The organism is Cupriavidus sp. YR651 (assembly GCF_900101625.1).
Classification (GTDB): domain Bacteria; phylum Pseudomonadota; class Gammaproteobacteria; order Burkholderiales; family Burkholderiaceae; genus Cupriavidus.
In genome coordinates this window covers 112,060-126,289 of sequence record NZ_FMYZ01000003.1, presented here as the reverse complement: position 1 = coordinate 126,289, position 14,230 = coordinate 112,060, and the positions used below count along the sequence as shown (strand labels likewise).

The following is a 14,230-nucleotide window of genomic DNA, read 5'->3' as shown; positions in this document are numbered from 1 at the left end:
TGACACCAAGCGGAGCCACCCATGAGTACTGAACAATTGCAGAAGCTGTCCGACGCATTGCGCACGGTGGGCGGCAGTGCTGCCGCCCGCGACAAGGTCATCGCGCTGTGCAAGAGCATCGAGCAGGACCTGGACGCCTATGAAGGCAGCGTGCGTGACGACATTACCGGTCCGATCATCGATGCCCTGTACAACGAGCAGTCGCGCCTGCGCAAGACGCTGGCGGACGGTACGGTGTTCGAATTCCTGTACCGCACCAAGATCGCGCGCGACTTCCTGATGAGCACCCCGGCACAGCCGGACCACGTCTGGGAACCGCAGACCACCAAGCTGCTGCTGAAGCTGTGCGAAAAAGGCGGCAACGCCGTGGTGGGCGGCGCCTACTTCGGCGACCAGGTGATCCTGATGGCGCGCCGCCTGGCACAGGCCGGCGGCACCTGCCACGCGTTCGAGCCCAATGCCGACCAGCTCGGCATGCTGCGCAACAACGCGGAACTGAACAAGGTGGAGAACATCCGCAGCTGGCGCCTGGGCCTGTGGTCGGACAGCACCACGCAACTGCGCCTGGTCGGCCACGACTCGTTCGCCCACGCCGAGCACAGCGACGGCCCCGCCGGCGACGACAGCTTTGCCACGGTGACGATCGACGACTATTGCGCGCAGCAGAAGCTGGACAAGCTGAGCCTGATCATGCTGGACATCGAGGGCGCCGAGCTCAACGTGTTCAAGGGCGCCGCGAAGCAGCTGGCCCGGCCGGCCGGCGAGGCCCCGAACCTGGTGTTCGAGGTGCATCGCCACTACGTCGACTGGAGCGCCGGACTGGAGAACGCCGAGATCATTCGCCTGCTGAAGGGCTTTGGCTACCACGTGTACGCCGTGCGCGACTTCAACTCGAATGTCGACATGCAAGGCCGCCCGGTGGAACTGGTGCCGGTGACCGACGTCTTCCTCGAAGGCCCGGCACACGGCTTCAACATGGTCGCCGTCAAGGATCCGTCGCTGCTGCAAGGCAAGGACTTCGCCGTGGTGCCGGGCGTGAGCCCCAAGCTGCTGTGGCACCGTGATCCGGCCCTGCACCACCCCGTCAACTGAGGCCAGTCATGCGCTGTACGGTGATCGGCGGGGCCGGCTTTGTCGGCCGCCGCCTGGCGGAAGCGCTGCGGCGCGCCGGCCATGAGGTGTGGGTGCCCGCGCGGGGCGATCGTGCGTTGTTCACGCGCGAGCTCGGCCATGTGTACTACTGCGCGGGCCTGACCGCCGATTACGCGGCAAGGCCGTTCGACACGGTGACCGCGCACGTCACGCTGCTGGCGGACGTGCTGCGCGCCGGCCGCTATTCGCACCTGGTGTATCTGTCATCCACGCGGCTCTACGACTCGTCGAACCTGCCCGTGGGCGACGAGGGTGCCGCGCTGACGCTGCAGCCGGCCAATCCGCGTGCGCTGTACGACCTGTCCAAGGGGCTGGGCGAAAACCTCTGCCTGACCGTGGCCGCGGGCCGTGCCGCCGTCGCGCGGCTGTCGTGCGTGTTCGACTGGGAGCCCGAATCGCCGGGCTTCCTGTCCGAATGGCTGATCCGCGCCGCCACGGAACGGGCCTTCCGGCTCGACAGCGATGGCGGCTTCGTGCGCGACTACATCCATCTGGACGATGTGGTGCATGCCCTGACCGCCATCTCGACGCGCAAGGCCGAGGGCATTTTCAACGTCGCCAGCGGCGAGAACGTCTCCAATGCCGCGCTGGCGGAAGCCTTCAACCGGCAAGGCTGGGATATTTCGCTGACGCGCGCGTCTCCCGAGCAGCGCGCGGCGATCTGCAGCACCACGGCGCTGCGGGCGCTGGACGTCGCGCCGCGCGGCGTGCTGGAGGTGGTATCGACCTACCTGGAGGGGATCAAGACATGGAACTGATCGGCCATACCCGCGAGTCTCTGGCGGCCTACACCTGCGCGCAGGTGGCCAACCTCGTGCCGGACGGCCGCGCCGATGCGCTGCTGCCGGTGGTGTTGCGGCACCTCGACGAATCGCTCGCACGCGTGGGGCGCTGCATCGACGCCGTGCGGATGTGGCGGCCCGGCCAGTTCAACTACCTCCACTCGTCGCAGTACTGCCAGTTCCTGTACTACCTGGCCAATACGATCTGGCGCAACGAGCGCAACGCCGAGGTTTGCACGAAGCTGTTCCTGCTCAACAAGACGCTGAACGCGATCGATCTGTTCTACGAGATCGACATGCCCGAGGTGTTTTTCATCGGCCATTCGGTCGGCATCGTGCTGGCCAAGGCGACGTACGGCAACTACCTGGTGCTGTACCAGAACTCCACGGTCGGCAAGAACCACGGCGTGGCGCCGGTCATCGGCGAAGGCGTGGTGATGTATCCCAATTCGGCGATCATCGGCCGCAGCCATGTGCGCAACGGCTCCGTGATCTCCCAGGGGGTCAGCGTGCTGAACCGCGAAACACCGGGCGACTGCCTGACGTATGCGGGCGAGGGCGGCGACCTGGTGTTCAAGCCCGCCTACGAACGCGCGGCGGCGGAATACTTCCGGATCTGATACGTCCGCATTCGACGCGGACGGCCGCTCAGGCAGGACCTGAACACGAGCACCGTATCGAGGGCTTTTTCCCGAAGTGGCACAGCCCCAAACTGTCGCAAATCAAATGCCGCGGGAATTAGGAAACATACCGCACAGATAACGAAAGTTCTCGCCCGCATTCGGAACGGGCCGATTGATTCCGGTTGCTCTCTGGGGACAAATGGACATCTCTCGTGGCAAACCGGCTAGCCGAGCTCAATCGCTGGTCACCCGCTGACGCCAGGTGGTTCCTGCTCTGGTTTGGCACGACCGAGCACACGGCGCGCCTTGAGATGGCTGCTGGCCTGGCGCGGATGAAAACCGTACTGGCGGCACTCACTCCAGCCAATTTCATCCGCTATTCCGCCGATGCAATGCGCGTAGTCGGGTGTGTCTCCCGCGACCACAGTCCGGGGGCCGTCGCAGAGGTATGCGCGCCGGATACGGCCACACACACGATTGCGATTCGCCTCGACTTCTGTACGCTGCGTACCCGCCACCCCCGGTTCGACTCGCAGTTGCTGACGCTGGTGCATGAGGTTTCCCACTTTGCCGACGTTCTCGGCTCTCGTGACCATTGGTATTCCACCCATAACGCCAAGGATCGTGCAGGAGCCAAGGATGCAAGGGCAACTGAGAATGCCGACAACATCGCGGGCTATGTCGTTTGTTCGGAGTAAGACCTGGGCCGTCTTCCTCCTTGGGTACCTGGCTCAGCAGGCCGCGTTTGGGTGCAGTCCGGTGCGCGGCCTGGATCTGACCTTTGCCAATGAGTCCGCGGCATTGGATTCCGCAGCGGCTTTGCGCCTGGGTGACTGGGTGGCCGACCTGAAGGCCGCATTTCCGAACTACGAGAATTTTTCCGTTTTCGGCCACGTCGCCGCATCCGAGCGAGGAGGCAAGCGATTGGCGGAGGAGCGAGCCGCTGCCGTTCGCCGATTCCTTACCGATCGCGGCTTCAGGGCGGATCGCGTCTATGCCGAGCAGCCGGGCGCTTCCTACAACGTGCCGATTCCCGGGCAGCCGGCCCGCGCTGTTGCCATTGATTTCCTGCCGGCCTGCCCGCACCAGTGCTGCACGTTGCCCAGCCACAGGGCAGAGGACAAGGGGCTGCCGATGCCATGAGCGCCCCCGGATAGCAGGGATGCGGGTTGCCGGCGCCTCGTCCGATACTGGCCCCGCCCTCACCCGGCCCCTTCCTCAGAATTCAAGCGGCCTGCCTCGAAAATCGGCGATGAACACAAAAAAGCCACGTCGCCCCCGGATTCCGGGATCGCGACATGGCTTTCTGTCGTTTGTCAGCCTGATTTACCAGCCTGATTTACCAGCCTGATTTGCCAGCTTGTCTCGCGGCGGCCGCCCCGGCCCTGCACGGGGCCGCGGCCGGCCCTGCACGGGGCCGCGGCCGGCCGCACGCCGTCACACCGGCATGTTCATCATTTCCTGGTACGCGGCCGCCAGGCGGTTACGTACCTGCACGGCGGTCTGGAACGACACGTTGGCCTTCTGCATGTCGATCATCACGTCGTTCAGCGCCACGCCCGGCTTGCCGAGTTCAAACGCCTCGGCCTGGCCGTAGGCGTGTTCCTGCACGGCATTCAGCCGCTGCATGGAGCGCTGGAGTTCGCCGGCGAAGCCTTCGGTGGCGGCCGAAGGCGCCTGGGTGGCGGCACCGCCTCCCGCTACCTGCGCCAGGCCGCGCAGTTGCTGGAGCATGCCCTCGATGGAAGAAATGGTCATGTCGCTTCAGGGTCCCTAAGTCAGAGGAGAACGGACGAAGCGCGCCATAGATCACACGTCGTCCAGTTTCAGCCCTCGCACTGTACCCAGCCCGCCTCCACAGCCAAAGGATGAATTCGGCTGGAAAACCTCGCCTATTCCGCCAATTGTCCATCGCCCATCTGGCCGATCATCGCTACCGTGCCGGATCTGGCGGTTCGCCGCGCTTTTTGCAGCCCGCCCCCGGCAGTGAATATCAACCATCGCGGGGAGTGCGCGTGTTTTTTCAGCAGCGTAGTGTGAGCCGTGCCGAAATGAATAACGGCAGCAAAGGCCAGAGTGGCAAGAGCAGGGTTTCCCCTGCCAAGCCGGAGACGCGCGCATGAACGCGGCAGCCACCCTGCCGAACGGCGCGGCCCTGGTCGAGAAAATCAAGGCCAACCCGCGCCTGCCCCTGATGCTGGGCGGCGCGGCGCTGGTCGCGGCCATCGCCGTCGGCGTGATGTGGTCCCGCGCGCCGGACTACAAGGTGCTGTACAGCAACCTGTCCGAGCGCGATGGCGGCGCCGTGATCGCCTCCCTCCAGCAGATGAACGTGCCGTACAAGTTCGCCGAAGGCGGCGGTGCGGTGATGGTGCCCTCGGAAAAGGTCCACGAAACGCGCCTGCGCCTGGCGTCCCAGGGGCTGCCCAAGAGCGGCACCACGGGCATGGAGCTGATGGACACCCAGAAGTTCGGCATCAGCCAGTTCGCCGAACAGGTCAACTACCAGCGCGGCCTGGAAGGCGAGCTGGCGCGTTCGATCGAATCGATCGGCGCCGTGCAGTCCGCCCGCGTCCACCTGGCCATCCCCAAGCCGACGCTGTTCGTGCGCGAACGCCAGAAGCCCACCGCCTCGATCGTGCTGCAGCTCTACCCCGGCCGCGCCATCGATGAGGGCCAGGTCGCCGCGATCAGCCACCTGGTGTCGTCCAGCGTGCCGGAACTGACGCCGAAGTCGATCTCCATCGTCGACCAGCACGGCAACCTGTTGTCCGGCACCAGCGACCGCTCGCTCGATGCCAGCCAGCTCAAGTACGTCCAGCAGGTCGAGCAGAACTATGTGAAGCGCGTGGAAGCCATCCTCGCGCCGATCCTCGGCAAGGACAACGTCCACGCGCAGGTCACCGCCGACGTGGACTTCGCCTCCGTCGAACATACCGACGAAAGCTACAAGCCGAACCAGGACCCGACCAAGGCCGCGATCCGCAGCCAGCAGACCAGCGAATCGAACACGCAAGGCGCGTCCCCGGTAGGCGGCGTGCCCGGCGCGCTGTCCAACCAGCCGCCCGCCGCCGCCGTGGCACCGGTCACCACGCCGCAGCCGCCGCGCCAGCCCGGCCAGCCCAACCCGCAGGCCCCGGCCGGCCAGGCCGGCCAGGCCGGCCAGGCCACGCAGACGGCCGAGAAGACCGGCCCGAGCAGCAACCGCCGCGACTCCACCACCAACTTCGAGCTGGACCGCGTGGTACGCCACGTGCAGCAGGCTCCCGGCGGCGTGAAGCGCCTGTCGGTCGCCGTGGTCGTGAACTATCGCCAGAAGGTGGATGCCAAGGGCAAGCCCGTGACCGAGGCGCTGTCCGCCAAGGAACTGGCGCAGATCGAGAACCTGACCAAGGAAGCGATGGGCTACTCCACCGAGCGCGGCGACTCGCTCAACGTGGTCAACAGCCCGTTCACCGCCGACGTGGACAAGGAACCGGAACTGCCGCTGTGGAAGCAACCGCAGATGATCGACCTGGCCAAGACCGGCGTCGGCTACCTGCTGCTGGCCCTGCTGGCCGTGTTCCTGTGGTTCAAGGTGGCCCGTCCGGTGCTGCGCAAGTACACCGCGCCGCCGCTGCCCGCCCCGACGGACACCCCGCTGGCCACCGAAGCCGTGCTGCTGCCGACGGAAGAGATCGTCAATCCGGAAGTGCTGCGCCTGGCCGCGAAATACGAAAGCGATCTCGCCCTGGTGCGCGACGCCGCGCAACGCGACCCGCGCCTGGTCGCCAGCGTAATCAAGAACTGGATGGCCAATGACGAACACTAACAAGGGAATGCCCGAGAAGGGCCTGCAGAAGAGCGCCATCCTGATGATGGCGATCGGCGAGGACGCAGCGGCCGAAGTGTTCAAGCACCTGTCGCCCCGCGAAGTGCAGGGCCTGGGTTCGGCGATGGCCAGCCTGTCGGCGGTGACGCGCGAGGAAATGGCCGAGGTGCTGTCCGAGTTCCGTTCGGAAACCGAGCAGTACCTGGCGCTGAACGTGGATTCCAGCTCGTTCATCAAGAGCGTGCTGAACAAGGCGCTGGGCGAAGAGCGCGCGCTGTCCGTGATCGAGGACATCCTCGAGTCGCGCGATCCGGGCGGCGGCATCGATTCGCTGAACTGGATGGACGCGACCTCGGTGGCCGAACTCATCAAGGACGAGCACCCGCAGATCATCGCCACGATCCTGATCCACCTGGACCGCCAGAAGTCCTCGGAAGTGCTGGGCTTCTTCACGGACCGCCTGCGCAACGACGTGATCCTGCGTATCGCCACCTTCGGCGGCGTACAGCCGGGCGCGCTGCAGGAGCTGACGGACGTGCTGACCAAGCTGCTGGCCGGCCAGAGCCTGAAGCGCAGCCGCATGGGCGGCGTACGCACGGCGGCCGAGATCATCAACCTGATGAGCACGGCCCACGAGGAAGCGGTCATCGACGGCGTGCGCTCGCACGACGGCGACCTGGCCCAGAAGATCATCGACGAGATGTTCCTGTTCGAGAACCTGCTGGAAGTGGACGAACGCGGCATCCAGCGCGTGCTCAAGGAAATCGCCACCGAGTCCCTCATCGTTGCGCTCAAGGGCGCGCAGCAGGAACTGCGCGACAAGTTCATCCGCAACATGTCGACCCGTGCCGGCGAAATGCTGCGCGAAGACCTGGATGCCCTGGGTCCGGTGCGCGTGTCGCAGGTGGAAGCCGAGCAGAAGGCCATCCTGCAGGTGGTGAGACGCCTGGCGGAAGCGGGCGAGATCCAGATTGGCGGAGGCGACGATGCCTACGTTTGAACGCGGCTTTGCCGCTGGTCGCGGCCCGGGCCGCGGCGACCCCGGCTTCTTCGGCGGAAGCAGCGCACCGTCCGGCGCTGGCAACGGCACCAGCAGTGGCGCCGGCATGGGGAGCGACGACGGCTTTGCGGCCTTCCAGCCCCCCGCGCGCGGCCGTGGCCGTGGCGACGACTGGCAGCGCTGGCAGATGGTCTCGCTCGATCCGCGCGATGCCCTGAAGAAGGCGCTTGAGGCCCAGTTGCCCGTGGAGCCGCCCCCGCCGCCGCCGATCGACTTCGAAGCGCTGGATGCCATGCGCGACGGCGCCCGGAAGGAAGGCTACGCACAGGGCTACAGCCAGGGCCAGACACAAGGCTACGGCGACGGCCATCGTGAAGGCTATGCGCGCGGCCTGGAAGCTGCGCGCAATGAGGCCGCCCGCCTGCAGGAACTGGCCGGCAACTTCCGCGATGCGCTGGGCCATGTGGATGCGGAAATCTCCGACGCGCTGATTTCGCTCGCCCTCGACGTGGCACGCCAGCTCGTACGCAAGACCATGGAAATCGACCCGGCCGCCCTGCTGCCCGCCGCGCGCGAACTGCTGGCCGCCGAGCCGCCGCTGTCCGGATCGCCCTGCCTGTTGCTGAACCCGGAAGACGTGGCGCTGGTGGAGACCCACCTGCGCGGCGAACTGGAAGCCGCCGGCTGGACCGTGCGTGCCGACCCCACCGTGGCACGCGGCGGCTGCATCGCCAGTGCCGCCAGCGGCGAACTCGATGCCAGCCTGGCCACGCGCTGGAGCCGTGTGGTGCGCGCGCTGGGCCGCAACGATCCGTGGGAGCCCCCGCATGCATGAGGCCCAGGCCCAGGTGTCCACGCCTGCCGCACCGGTCGCGCACACCGCGCGCTGGCGCGAGGCGCTGACTGCCGCGTCGACCGGCATTGCCGAGATCGACAGCAAACGCACCTGCGGCCGCCTGACGCGCGCCGCCGGCCTGGTGCTGGAAGCCGTGGGCCTGCGCCTGCCCGTGGGCAGCGACTGCCTGATCGAGCTGCCCGCCGGCCAGCACAGCCACGGCGGCCCGCGCACGGCCGAGGCCGAAGTGGTCGGCTTTGGCGCCGATCGCCTCTACCTGATGCCACAGTCGGACGTCGTGGGCCTGGTGCCCGGCGCCCGCGTCTATCCGCTGGAACCGACGCCGCTGCCCGCAGGCGTCACCGCCCCGCGCGAGCCCGGTTCCAAGCGCCTGCCCGTGGGCGACGGCCTGCTGGGCCGCGTGCTCGATGCCGCCGGCCGCCCGCTCGACGGGCTGGGCCCGATTACCGCCGCCAGCGAAGTACCGCTCGCCGGATCGCAGATCAATCCGCTGATGCGCGCCCCGATCGAAACCGTGCTGGACACCGGCGTGCGCGCGATCAACGGCATGCTGACCGTGGGACGCGGCCAGCGCATGGGCCTGTTCGCAGGCTCCGGCGTCGGCAAGAGCGTGCTGCTCGGCATGATGGCGCGCTACACCAGCGCGGACGTGATCGTGGTCGGCCTGATCGGCGAGCGCGGCCGCGAAGTGAAGGACTTCATCGAGAACATCCTGGGCGAGGAAGGCCGCAAGCGTTCCGTCGTCGTGGCCGCCCCGGCCGATACCTCGCCGCTGCTGCGCATGCAAGGCGCCGCCTACGCGACGCGCCTGGCCGAGTACTTCCGCGACAAGGGCCAGCACGTGCTGCTGATCATGGATTCGCTCACGCGCTACGCCATGGCCCAGCGGGAAATCGCCCTGGCGATCGGCGAGCCGCCCGCCACCAAGGGCTATCCGCCCTCCGTCTTCGCCAAGCTGCCGACGCTGGTGGAACGCGCCGGCAACGGCCCGGAAGGCGGCGGTTCCATCACCGCGTTCTACACGGTGCTGACCGAGGGCGATGACCAGCAAGACCCGATCGCCGACTCCGCGCGCGCGATCCTGGACGGCCACATCGTGCTGTCCCGTAGCCTCGCCGAAGCTGGCCACTATCCGGCCATCGACGTGGAGGCCTCTATCAGCCGCGCCATGACGGCGCTGATCGATGCGCCGCAGTTTGCCTCCGTACGGCGCTTCAAGCAGTTGATGTCGCGCTACCAGCGCAACCGCGATCTCATCAGCGTGGGGGCGTATGTGCCGGGGAACGATCCGGAACTGGATCTGGCGATTCGCCTGCATTCGCGCATGGAGGCCTTCCTGCAGCAGGACATCCACGAGCGCGCGGATTACGCGGGCTCCATCGCCCATCTGCACGATCTCTTCGAGAGGACGCAACATGGTTAAGCACTCGCCGCTCAACACGCTGGCCGACCTGGCCCAGGACAACACGGAGAAGGCCGCGCGCGAGCTCGGCCGGCTGCAGGGCCTGCGCACACAGGCGGAGCAGCAGCTCAACGCGTTGACGCAGTACCGGCTGGAGTACCGGACGCGCATGCAGGCCATCGCGGCGGAGGGCATGACATCCAGCCGCTGGCACGATTTCTCGCGCTTTCTCGATTCGCTCGACCACGCCATCCGCCAGCAAACCAGCGCGCTGGACAAGGCCGAGGCGGACTTGCTGGCCGGTCGCGCCAACTGGCAGCAGCAGAAGCGCCGCCAGAACTCCTTCGACACCCTGATCACGCGCGCGGAAGTGCGCGAGCAGCAAGTCAGTGCGCGGCGCGAACAACGCGCCAATGATGAATACGCGGCCCGGATCGCCCGCCAGCCGGCGAGCCGCCAGAACTAATCGGACCAGAAGAACAACATGATCGATATCAGCCAGCTTGTCGGAAATGCCCTGAAGAACCTCAAGCCGGCGGACGCCGCGCGCAACGGCGCGGATGCCAGCGCCTTCCATGACGCGCTGTCGCGTGCACGCGATAACGGCCAGCAGGAAGCCCGCGTGGCCGCGCCGTCGCCAAAGCCCGCGGCAAAGCCGGCCACCACGTCCCAGCCGAAACAGGCCGACGCGTCGAAGGGCCAGGATCAGGGCAAGAACCAGCCGGCCCAGACCACGCAAGCCGCGCAGGCCAATCCGCAGAAGGACGCGGGCAGCAGTGCGGACGCCAAGGACGCTAATTCCGACGCCAAGGACGGCGAGGACACCACCACCGTATCGGCCGATGCCGCAGCCGCTGCAGCGGCGCTGGCCGCCGCGATGCTGGCCCAGCCGGCCAACGCCGCGGCCGTGGCATCGGGCAACGCCGCCGAGGCTGCCGCCGCTGCCAGCTTGAACGGTATGAACGGGCTGGCCGGTCTGAATGGTTCGAATGGGCAGAACGGGTTGAATGGGCTGCCGACGGCGCCGGCCACGCAAGCCGCTGCAACGACGACCGGCACCACCGCCGACGCGGCCGCCGCGCTCGCGCAAGCCGACGCGCAGACGCAGACGCTGGCTCCCGCCGCGACGGTCGACACCGCGGCCAAGGCCACCACGCCGAGCCCCGCCGACACGCTGGCCACCATCGCCCAGCAACGCGCCGCGCTGCAGAACACCACGCCGACGACCGCCGACAAGATCGCCGCTGCCGTCACCACGCAGGCGCCGGCCGCTGCCGCCACGGCACAGGACGCGCGCGGCCAGTCCGGCGGCCAGCAGCACGCCAGCCTTGGCCAGTCCGGCCAGCCGGCAGTGCTGCAAGCGTCCAACGCACAAGACAACAACACGCCGGCCGTCACGCCGTTCGCCGCGGCCCAGGCCAGCGCGCGCACCGGCGAAGTGGCCGACACGGGCGCGACCAACGCCAGCAGCGCGGCCACGCTGGCATCCGCGATGGCTGCCCAGGCACCGACGCATACGGCGGCAGCCGCCGCTGCGACGGCCGCCGCACGTCCGGTCATCGCGCCGAACGTGGGCGACGGCCAGTGGGCCCAGGCGCTCGGCCAGCAGATGGTGCGCCTGTCCACGCAAGGCAACCAGACCGCCGAACTGGACCTGAATCCGCCCAACCTCGGGCCGCTGAAGGTGGTGCTGAACGTGGTGAACGATCAGGCCCAGGCCCAGTTCGTCTCGCCGCACCAGGCCGTGCGCGCCGCTGTGGAAGCCTCGCTGCCGCATCTGCGCACGTCGCTGGCGGAAGCGGGCATCCAGCTGGGCCAGACCTCGGTCGGCGCCGAAAGCTTTGCCGGCCAGTCCGGCAACGGTGGCCAGCAGCAACAGCGCCAGGCCAGCAACGGCAGCGCGTTCAGCCAGGCCACGGGCTTCGGCAACGACACGTCCGCACCGGCCGCCGCCCCCGCACCGCGTGCCCCGCGCACGCTGGCGCGCGGCGAGGTTGATACCTTCGCCTGACGGCTAACCCCGGGCGCCTGCGGCATCGCACGCGTCCGGGACGACACCTGACGTGCGACGCCATCGCACGTCCCCTTCCGGAACTTCGCACGACACGGCATGGTCATTTGTGCGACGATCCCCTCTCTCCCCCACCACGCCCCCCGCCATGCCAATGCTCCGCCAACTCCTGCTTGCCGCCACCGCGTTTGCGGTACTGAGCGCGCCGCTCGCCGTCAATGCCGCCACCGCCGCCGACGATGGCCCGGCCTATGGCCCGGAGCTTGAAGGCTTCGACTACCCCTATCCGGTGCAGCACTACAAGTTTTCGTCGCAGGGCCAGCCGCTCGACATGGCCTTCATGGACGTCAAGCCGGAAAAGCCGAATGGCCGGGCCGTGGTGCTGCTCCACGGCAAGAACTTCTGCGGTGCCACGTGGCAGGAGTCCATCCGCCAGCTGAGCGGCGCCGGCTACCGCGTGATCGCGCCGGACCAGATCGGCTTCTGCAAGTCCACCAAGCCGCCGCACTACCAGTACACCTTCCAGCAACTCGCGCGCAACACGCACGCGCTGCTGGCGTCGATCGGCGTCGGCAAGGTCACGGTGCTGGGGCACTCCACGGGCGGCATGCTGGCGATGCGCTACGCGCTGATGTATCCGCAGGAGACGCGGCAACTGGTGCTGGTCAACCCGATCGGGCTGGAAGACTGGAAGGCCAAGGGCGTACCGTCGCTGTCCGTGGACCAGTGGTATGCGCGCGAGCTGAACACCACCGCGGACCGCATCCGCAACTACGAGAAATCGACCTACTACGTGGGTCAGTGGAAGCCGGAGTATGAGCCCTGGGTGCAGATGCTGGCCGGGATGAATCGCGGCACGGGCAAGCAGATCGTGGCGTGGAACTCGGCCCTGCTGTACGACATGATCTACACGCAGCCGGTGGTCTACGAGATGGGGGCGATTCAGGCGCCGACGCTGCTGATGATCGGCGACAAGGACACGACGGCCATCGCCAAGGATGCCGCGCCGCCCGAGGTGCAGGCGCGGGTCGGACGATATCCGGAGCTGGCGCAAGCCACTGCGAAGGCGATTCCGAACACGACGCTGGTCGAATTCCCCGAGCTGGGCCACGCCCCGCAGATGCAGGACCCGCAGGCGTTTCACAAGGCGCTGCTGGAAGGCATGGCGCGGGTCAGCGTGCGCTGAGACGGAGAATGCCCATCGGTGCACCACCGGGTGCACCGGGCGAGACATGGCATGCGCCGGCCCTGCCAGCGTCACGACGCCAGGATCTTTTCGAGGCGACCTCCAAGGCGCAGAATTCAAAAGCAAGCGCCGGAGTGTGTGGATCGTCGCAGCTGCCTACGATGAGGCCATCGACATCCTGACGATCCGCACGAAGGAGCCTTGCCATGGAACCCCTCGCCCGCCCTATGACGCAACCCGTCCGCAAGTCCGCCCAATCTGCCACCGAACGCGCCACCCAACCTGCCGCCAAAAGCGCCCGGGCCACCGCCGTCCGGCGCGCCGGCTTGCCCGCCGATGACGCCACGTTGTGGGACGCCGTACGCCAGCGCGACGCCGCATTCGACGGCCGCTTCTGGTATTCGGTACGCACGACCGGCGTCTATTGCCGCCCGTCCTGCGGCGCACGGCTGCCGCTGCGCGACAACGTGTCGTACTACGCCACACGCGACGACGCCGAGCACGCCGGCTTCCGCCCCTGCAAACGCTGCAAGCCGGACCAGCCTTCGCTGGCCGAACGGCAGGCGGCGCTGGTACTCCAGGCGTGCCGCCAGATCGAGTCGTCGCCCGAAATGCCGTCGCTCGATGAACTGGCCCGCGCCGCCGGCATGAGTCCGCAGTATTTCCATCGCCTGTTCCGCCGCATTACCGGCGTCACGCCGCGCGACTACGCGGCCACGCATCGCGTGCGGCGCGTGCATGAAGCGCTGGATCGCGGCGGGTCCGTCACCGAGGCCATCTACGAAGCGGGCTTCAACTCCAACGGCCGCTTCTATGCCACGTCCACGCAATCGCTGGGCATGACGCCGCGCGCGTATCGCGCGGGCGGCGCCGACGTGCACATCCGCTTTGCGGTGGGCCAGTGTTCGCTCGGGGCGGTACTGGTGGCCTGCAGTGACAAGGGTGTGGTGGCGATCTCGCTCGGCGACGACCCTGACGCGCTGGTGCGCGAACTGCAGGACCGCTTTCCGAGCGCGCAGCTGGAAGGCGGCGATGAGCACTTCGAGCAACTGGTGGCGCGCGTGGTCGGGCTGGTGGAAGGGATGCGCGATACCGACCCGGCGCTGCCGCTGGATGTGCGCGGCACCGCGTTCCAGCAACGTGTGTGGCGCGCCTTGCAGGAGATCCCTGTCGGGCAGACCGTGAGCTATGCCGACATCGCCGCACGCATCGGCGCGCCGCGAGCGGTGCGCGCGGTGGCCCAGGCATGCGCCGCCAATACGCTGGCGGTGGCCATCCCGTGCCATCGCGTGGTGCGGCAGGACGGCGCGCTGTCCGGCTACCGCTGGGGCGTGGAGCGCAAACGCACGCTGCTCGAACGCGAAGCGGCCGACGCCTCGGTATCATCCGAGGCCTGACACGCGCACC

14 protein-coding genes are annotated in these 14,230 nt (G+C 67.7%); 13 read left to right on the top strand and 1 reads right to left on the bottom strand.

Features of this window, described 5'->3' with window-relative positions; all coding sequences use genetic code 11:
• Positions 1 to 21: 21 nt before the first annotated feature.
• The 5 genes from BLR29_RS10200 to BLR29_RS10180 all read left to right on the top strand — a co-directional run bounded on the left by BLR29_RS10200 (position 22) and on the right by BLR29_RS10180 (position 3,700).
• The gene (locus BLR29_RS10200) at positions 22 to 1,092 is read left to right on the top strand and encodes an FkbM family methyltransferase (protein WP_092136855.1); all 1,071 of its coding nucleotides are present in this window, start codon (positions 22 to 24) and stop codon (positions 1,090 to 1,092) included.
• An 8-nt stretch (positions 1,093 to 1,100) separates the two neighbouring features.
• Positions 1,101 to 1,910: an NAD-dependent epimerase/dehydratase family protein gene (locus tag BLR29_RS10195; protein ID WP_092136854.1), complete on the top strand. Its 810-nt coding sequence runs from the start codon at positions 1,101 to 1,103 to the stop codon at positions 1,908 to 1,910.
• The gene (locus BLR29_RS10190; protein ID WP_176860919.1) at positions 1,901 to 2,554 is read left to right on the top strand and encodes an LbetaH domain-containing protein; all 654 of its coding nucleotides are present in this window, start codon (positions 1,901 to 1,903) and stop codon (positions 2,552 to 2,554) included. Before BLR29_RS10195 ends, BLR29_RS10190 begins: the two co-directional genes overlap by 10 nt.
• Positions 2,555 to 2,769: 215 nt before the next feature.
• On the top strand, positions 2,770 to 3,255 hold the full coding sequence (locus BLR29_RS10185) for a M35 family metalloendopeptidase (RefSeq protein WP_176860918.1): 486 nt from the start codon (positions 2,770 to 2,772) through the stop codon (positions 3,253 to 3,255).
• Positions 3,197 to 3,700, top strand: coding sequence for an OmpA family protein (locus BLR29_RS10180; protein ID WP_092136852.1), 504 nt, complete (start codon positions 3,197 to 3,199; stop codon positions 3,698 to 3,700). Before BLR29_RS10185 ends, BLR29_RS10180 begins: the two co-directional genes overlap by 59 nt.
• Positions 3,701 to 3,994: 294 nt before the next feature.
• Here the strand turns inward: BLR29_RS10180 and fliE are convergent, their stop codons facing one another.
• Complete coding sequence (gene fliE / locus BLR29_RS10175; protein WP_092136851.1) at positions 3,995 to 4,315, bottom strand: flagellar hook-basal body complex protein FliE; 321 nt, start codon at positions 4,313 to 4,315, stop codon at positions 3,995 to 3,997.
• 361 nt (positions 4,316 to 4,676) lie between these two features.
• Here fliE and fliF point away from each other — a divergent pair, with 361 nt between their 5' ends.
• The 8 genes from fliF to ada all read left to right on the top strand — a co-directional run bounded on the left by fliF (position 4,677) and on the right by ada (position 14,220).
• Positions 4,677 to 6,368, top strand: a complete 1,692-nt coding sequence (fliF, locus tag BLR29_RS10170; RefSeq protein ID WP_092136850.1) for a flagellar basal-body MS-ring/collar protein FliF — start codon at positions 4,677 to 4,679, stop codon at positions 6,366 to 6,368.
• Between the two features lie 7 nt (positions 6,369 to 6,375).
• Positions 6,376 to 7,368 (top strand): flagellar motor switch protein FliG, encoded by a 993-nt coding sequence (gene fliG / locus BLR29_RS10165; protein ID WP_092136849.1) that lies wholly within the window; start codon positions 6,376 to 6,378, stop codon positions 7,366 to 7,368.
• Entirely contained in the window at positions 7,355 to 8,203 is an 849-nt protein-coding gene (gene fliH, locus BLR29_RS10160; protein WP_092136848.1) for a flagellar assembly protein FliH, read from the top strand. The genes fliG and fliH overlap by 14 nt, the downstream gene beginning before the upstream one ends.
• Positions 8,196 to 9,647: a flagellar protein export ATPase FliI gene (fliI, locus tag BLR29_RS10155; RefSeq protein WP_092136847.1), complete on the top strand. Its 1,452-nt coding sequence runs from the start codon at positions 8,196 to 8,198 to the stop codon at positions 9,645 to 9,647. Before fliH ends, fliI begins: the two co-directional genes overlap by 8 nt.
• Positions 9,640 to 10,092, top strand: a complete 453-nt coding sequence (fliJ, locus tag BLR29_RS10150) for a flagellar export protein FliJ (protein ID WP_092136846.1) — start codon at positions 9,640 to 9,642, stop codon at positions 10,090 to 10,092. The genes fliI and fliJ overlap by 8 nt, the downstream gene beginning before the upstream one ends.
• Positions 10,093 to 10,110: 18 nt before the next feature.
• Positions 10,111 to 11,637 carry a flagellar hook-length control protein FliK gene (locus BLR29_RS10145; RefSeq protein WP_092136845.1) on the top strand — a complete coding sequence of 509 codons (1,527 nt, stop codon included), beginning with the start codon at positions 10,111 to 10,113 and terminating at the stop codon, positions 11,635 to 11,637.
• A gap of 148 nt (positions 11,638 to 11,785) precedes the next feature.
• Complete coding sequence (locus tag BLR29_RS10140) at positions 11,786 to 12,823, top strand: alpha/beta fold hydrolase (protein ID WP_092136844.1); 1,038 nt, start codon at positions 11,786 to 11,788, stop codon at positions 12,821 to 12,823.
• A 206-nt stretch (positions 12,824 to 13,029) separates the two neighbouring features.
• On the top strand, positions 13,030 to 14,220 hold the full coding sequence (gene ada, locus BLR29_RS10135) for a bifunctional DNA-binding transcriptional regulator/O6-methylguanine-DNA methyltransferase Ada (RefSeq protein WP_255371172.1): 1,191 nt from the start codon (positions 13,030 to 13,032) through the stop codon (positions 14,218 to 14,220).
• Positions 14,221 to 14,230: the final 10 nt, after the last annotated feature.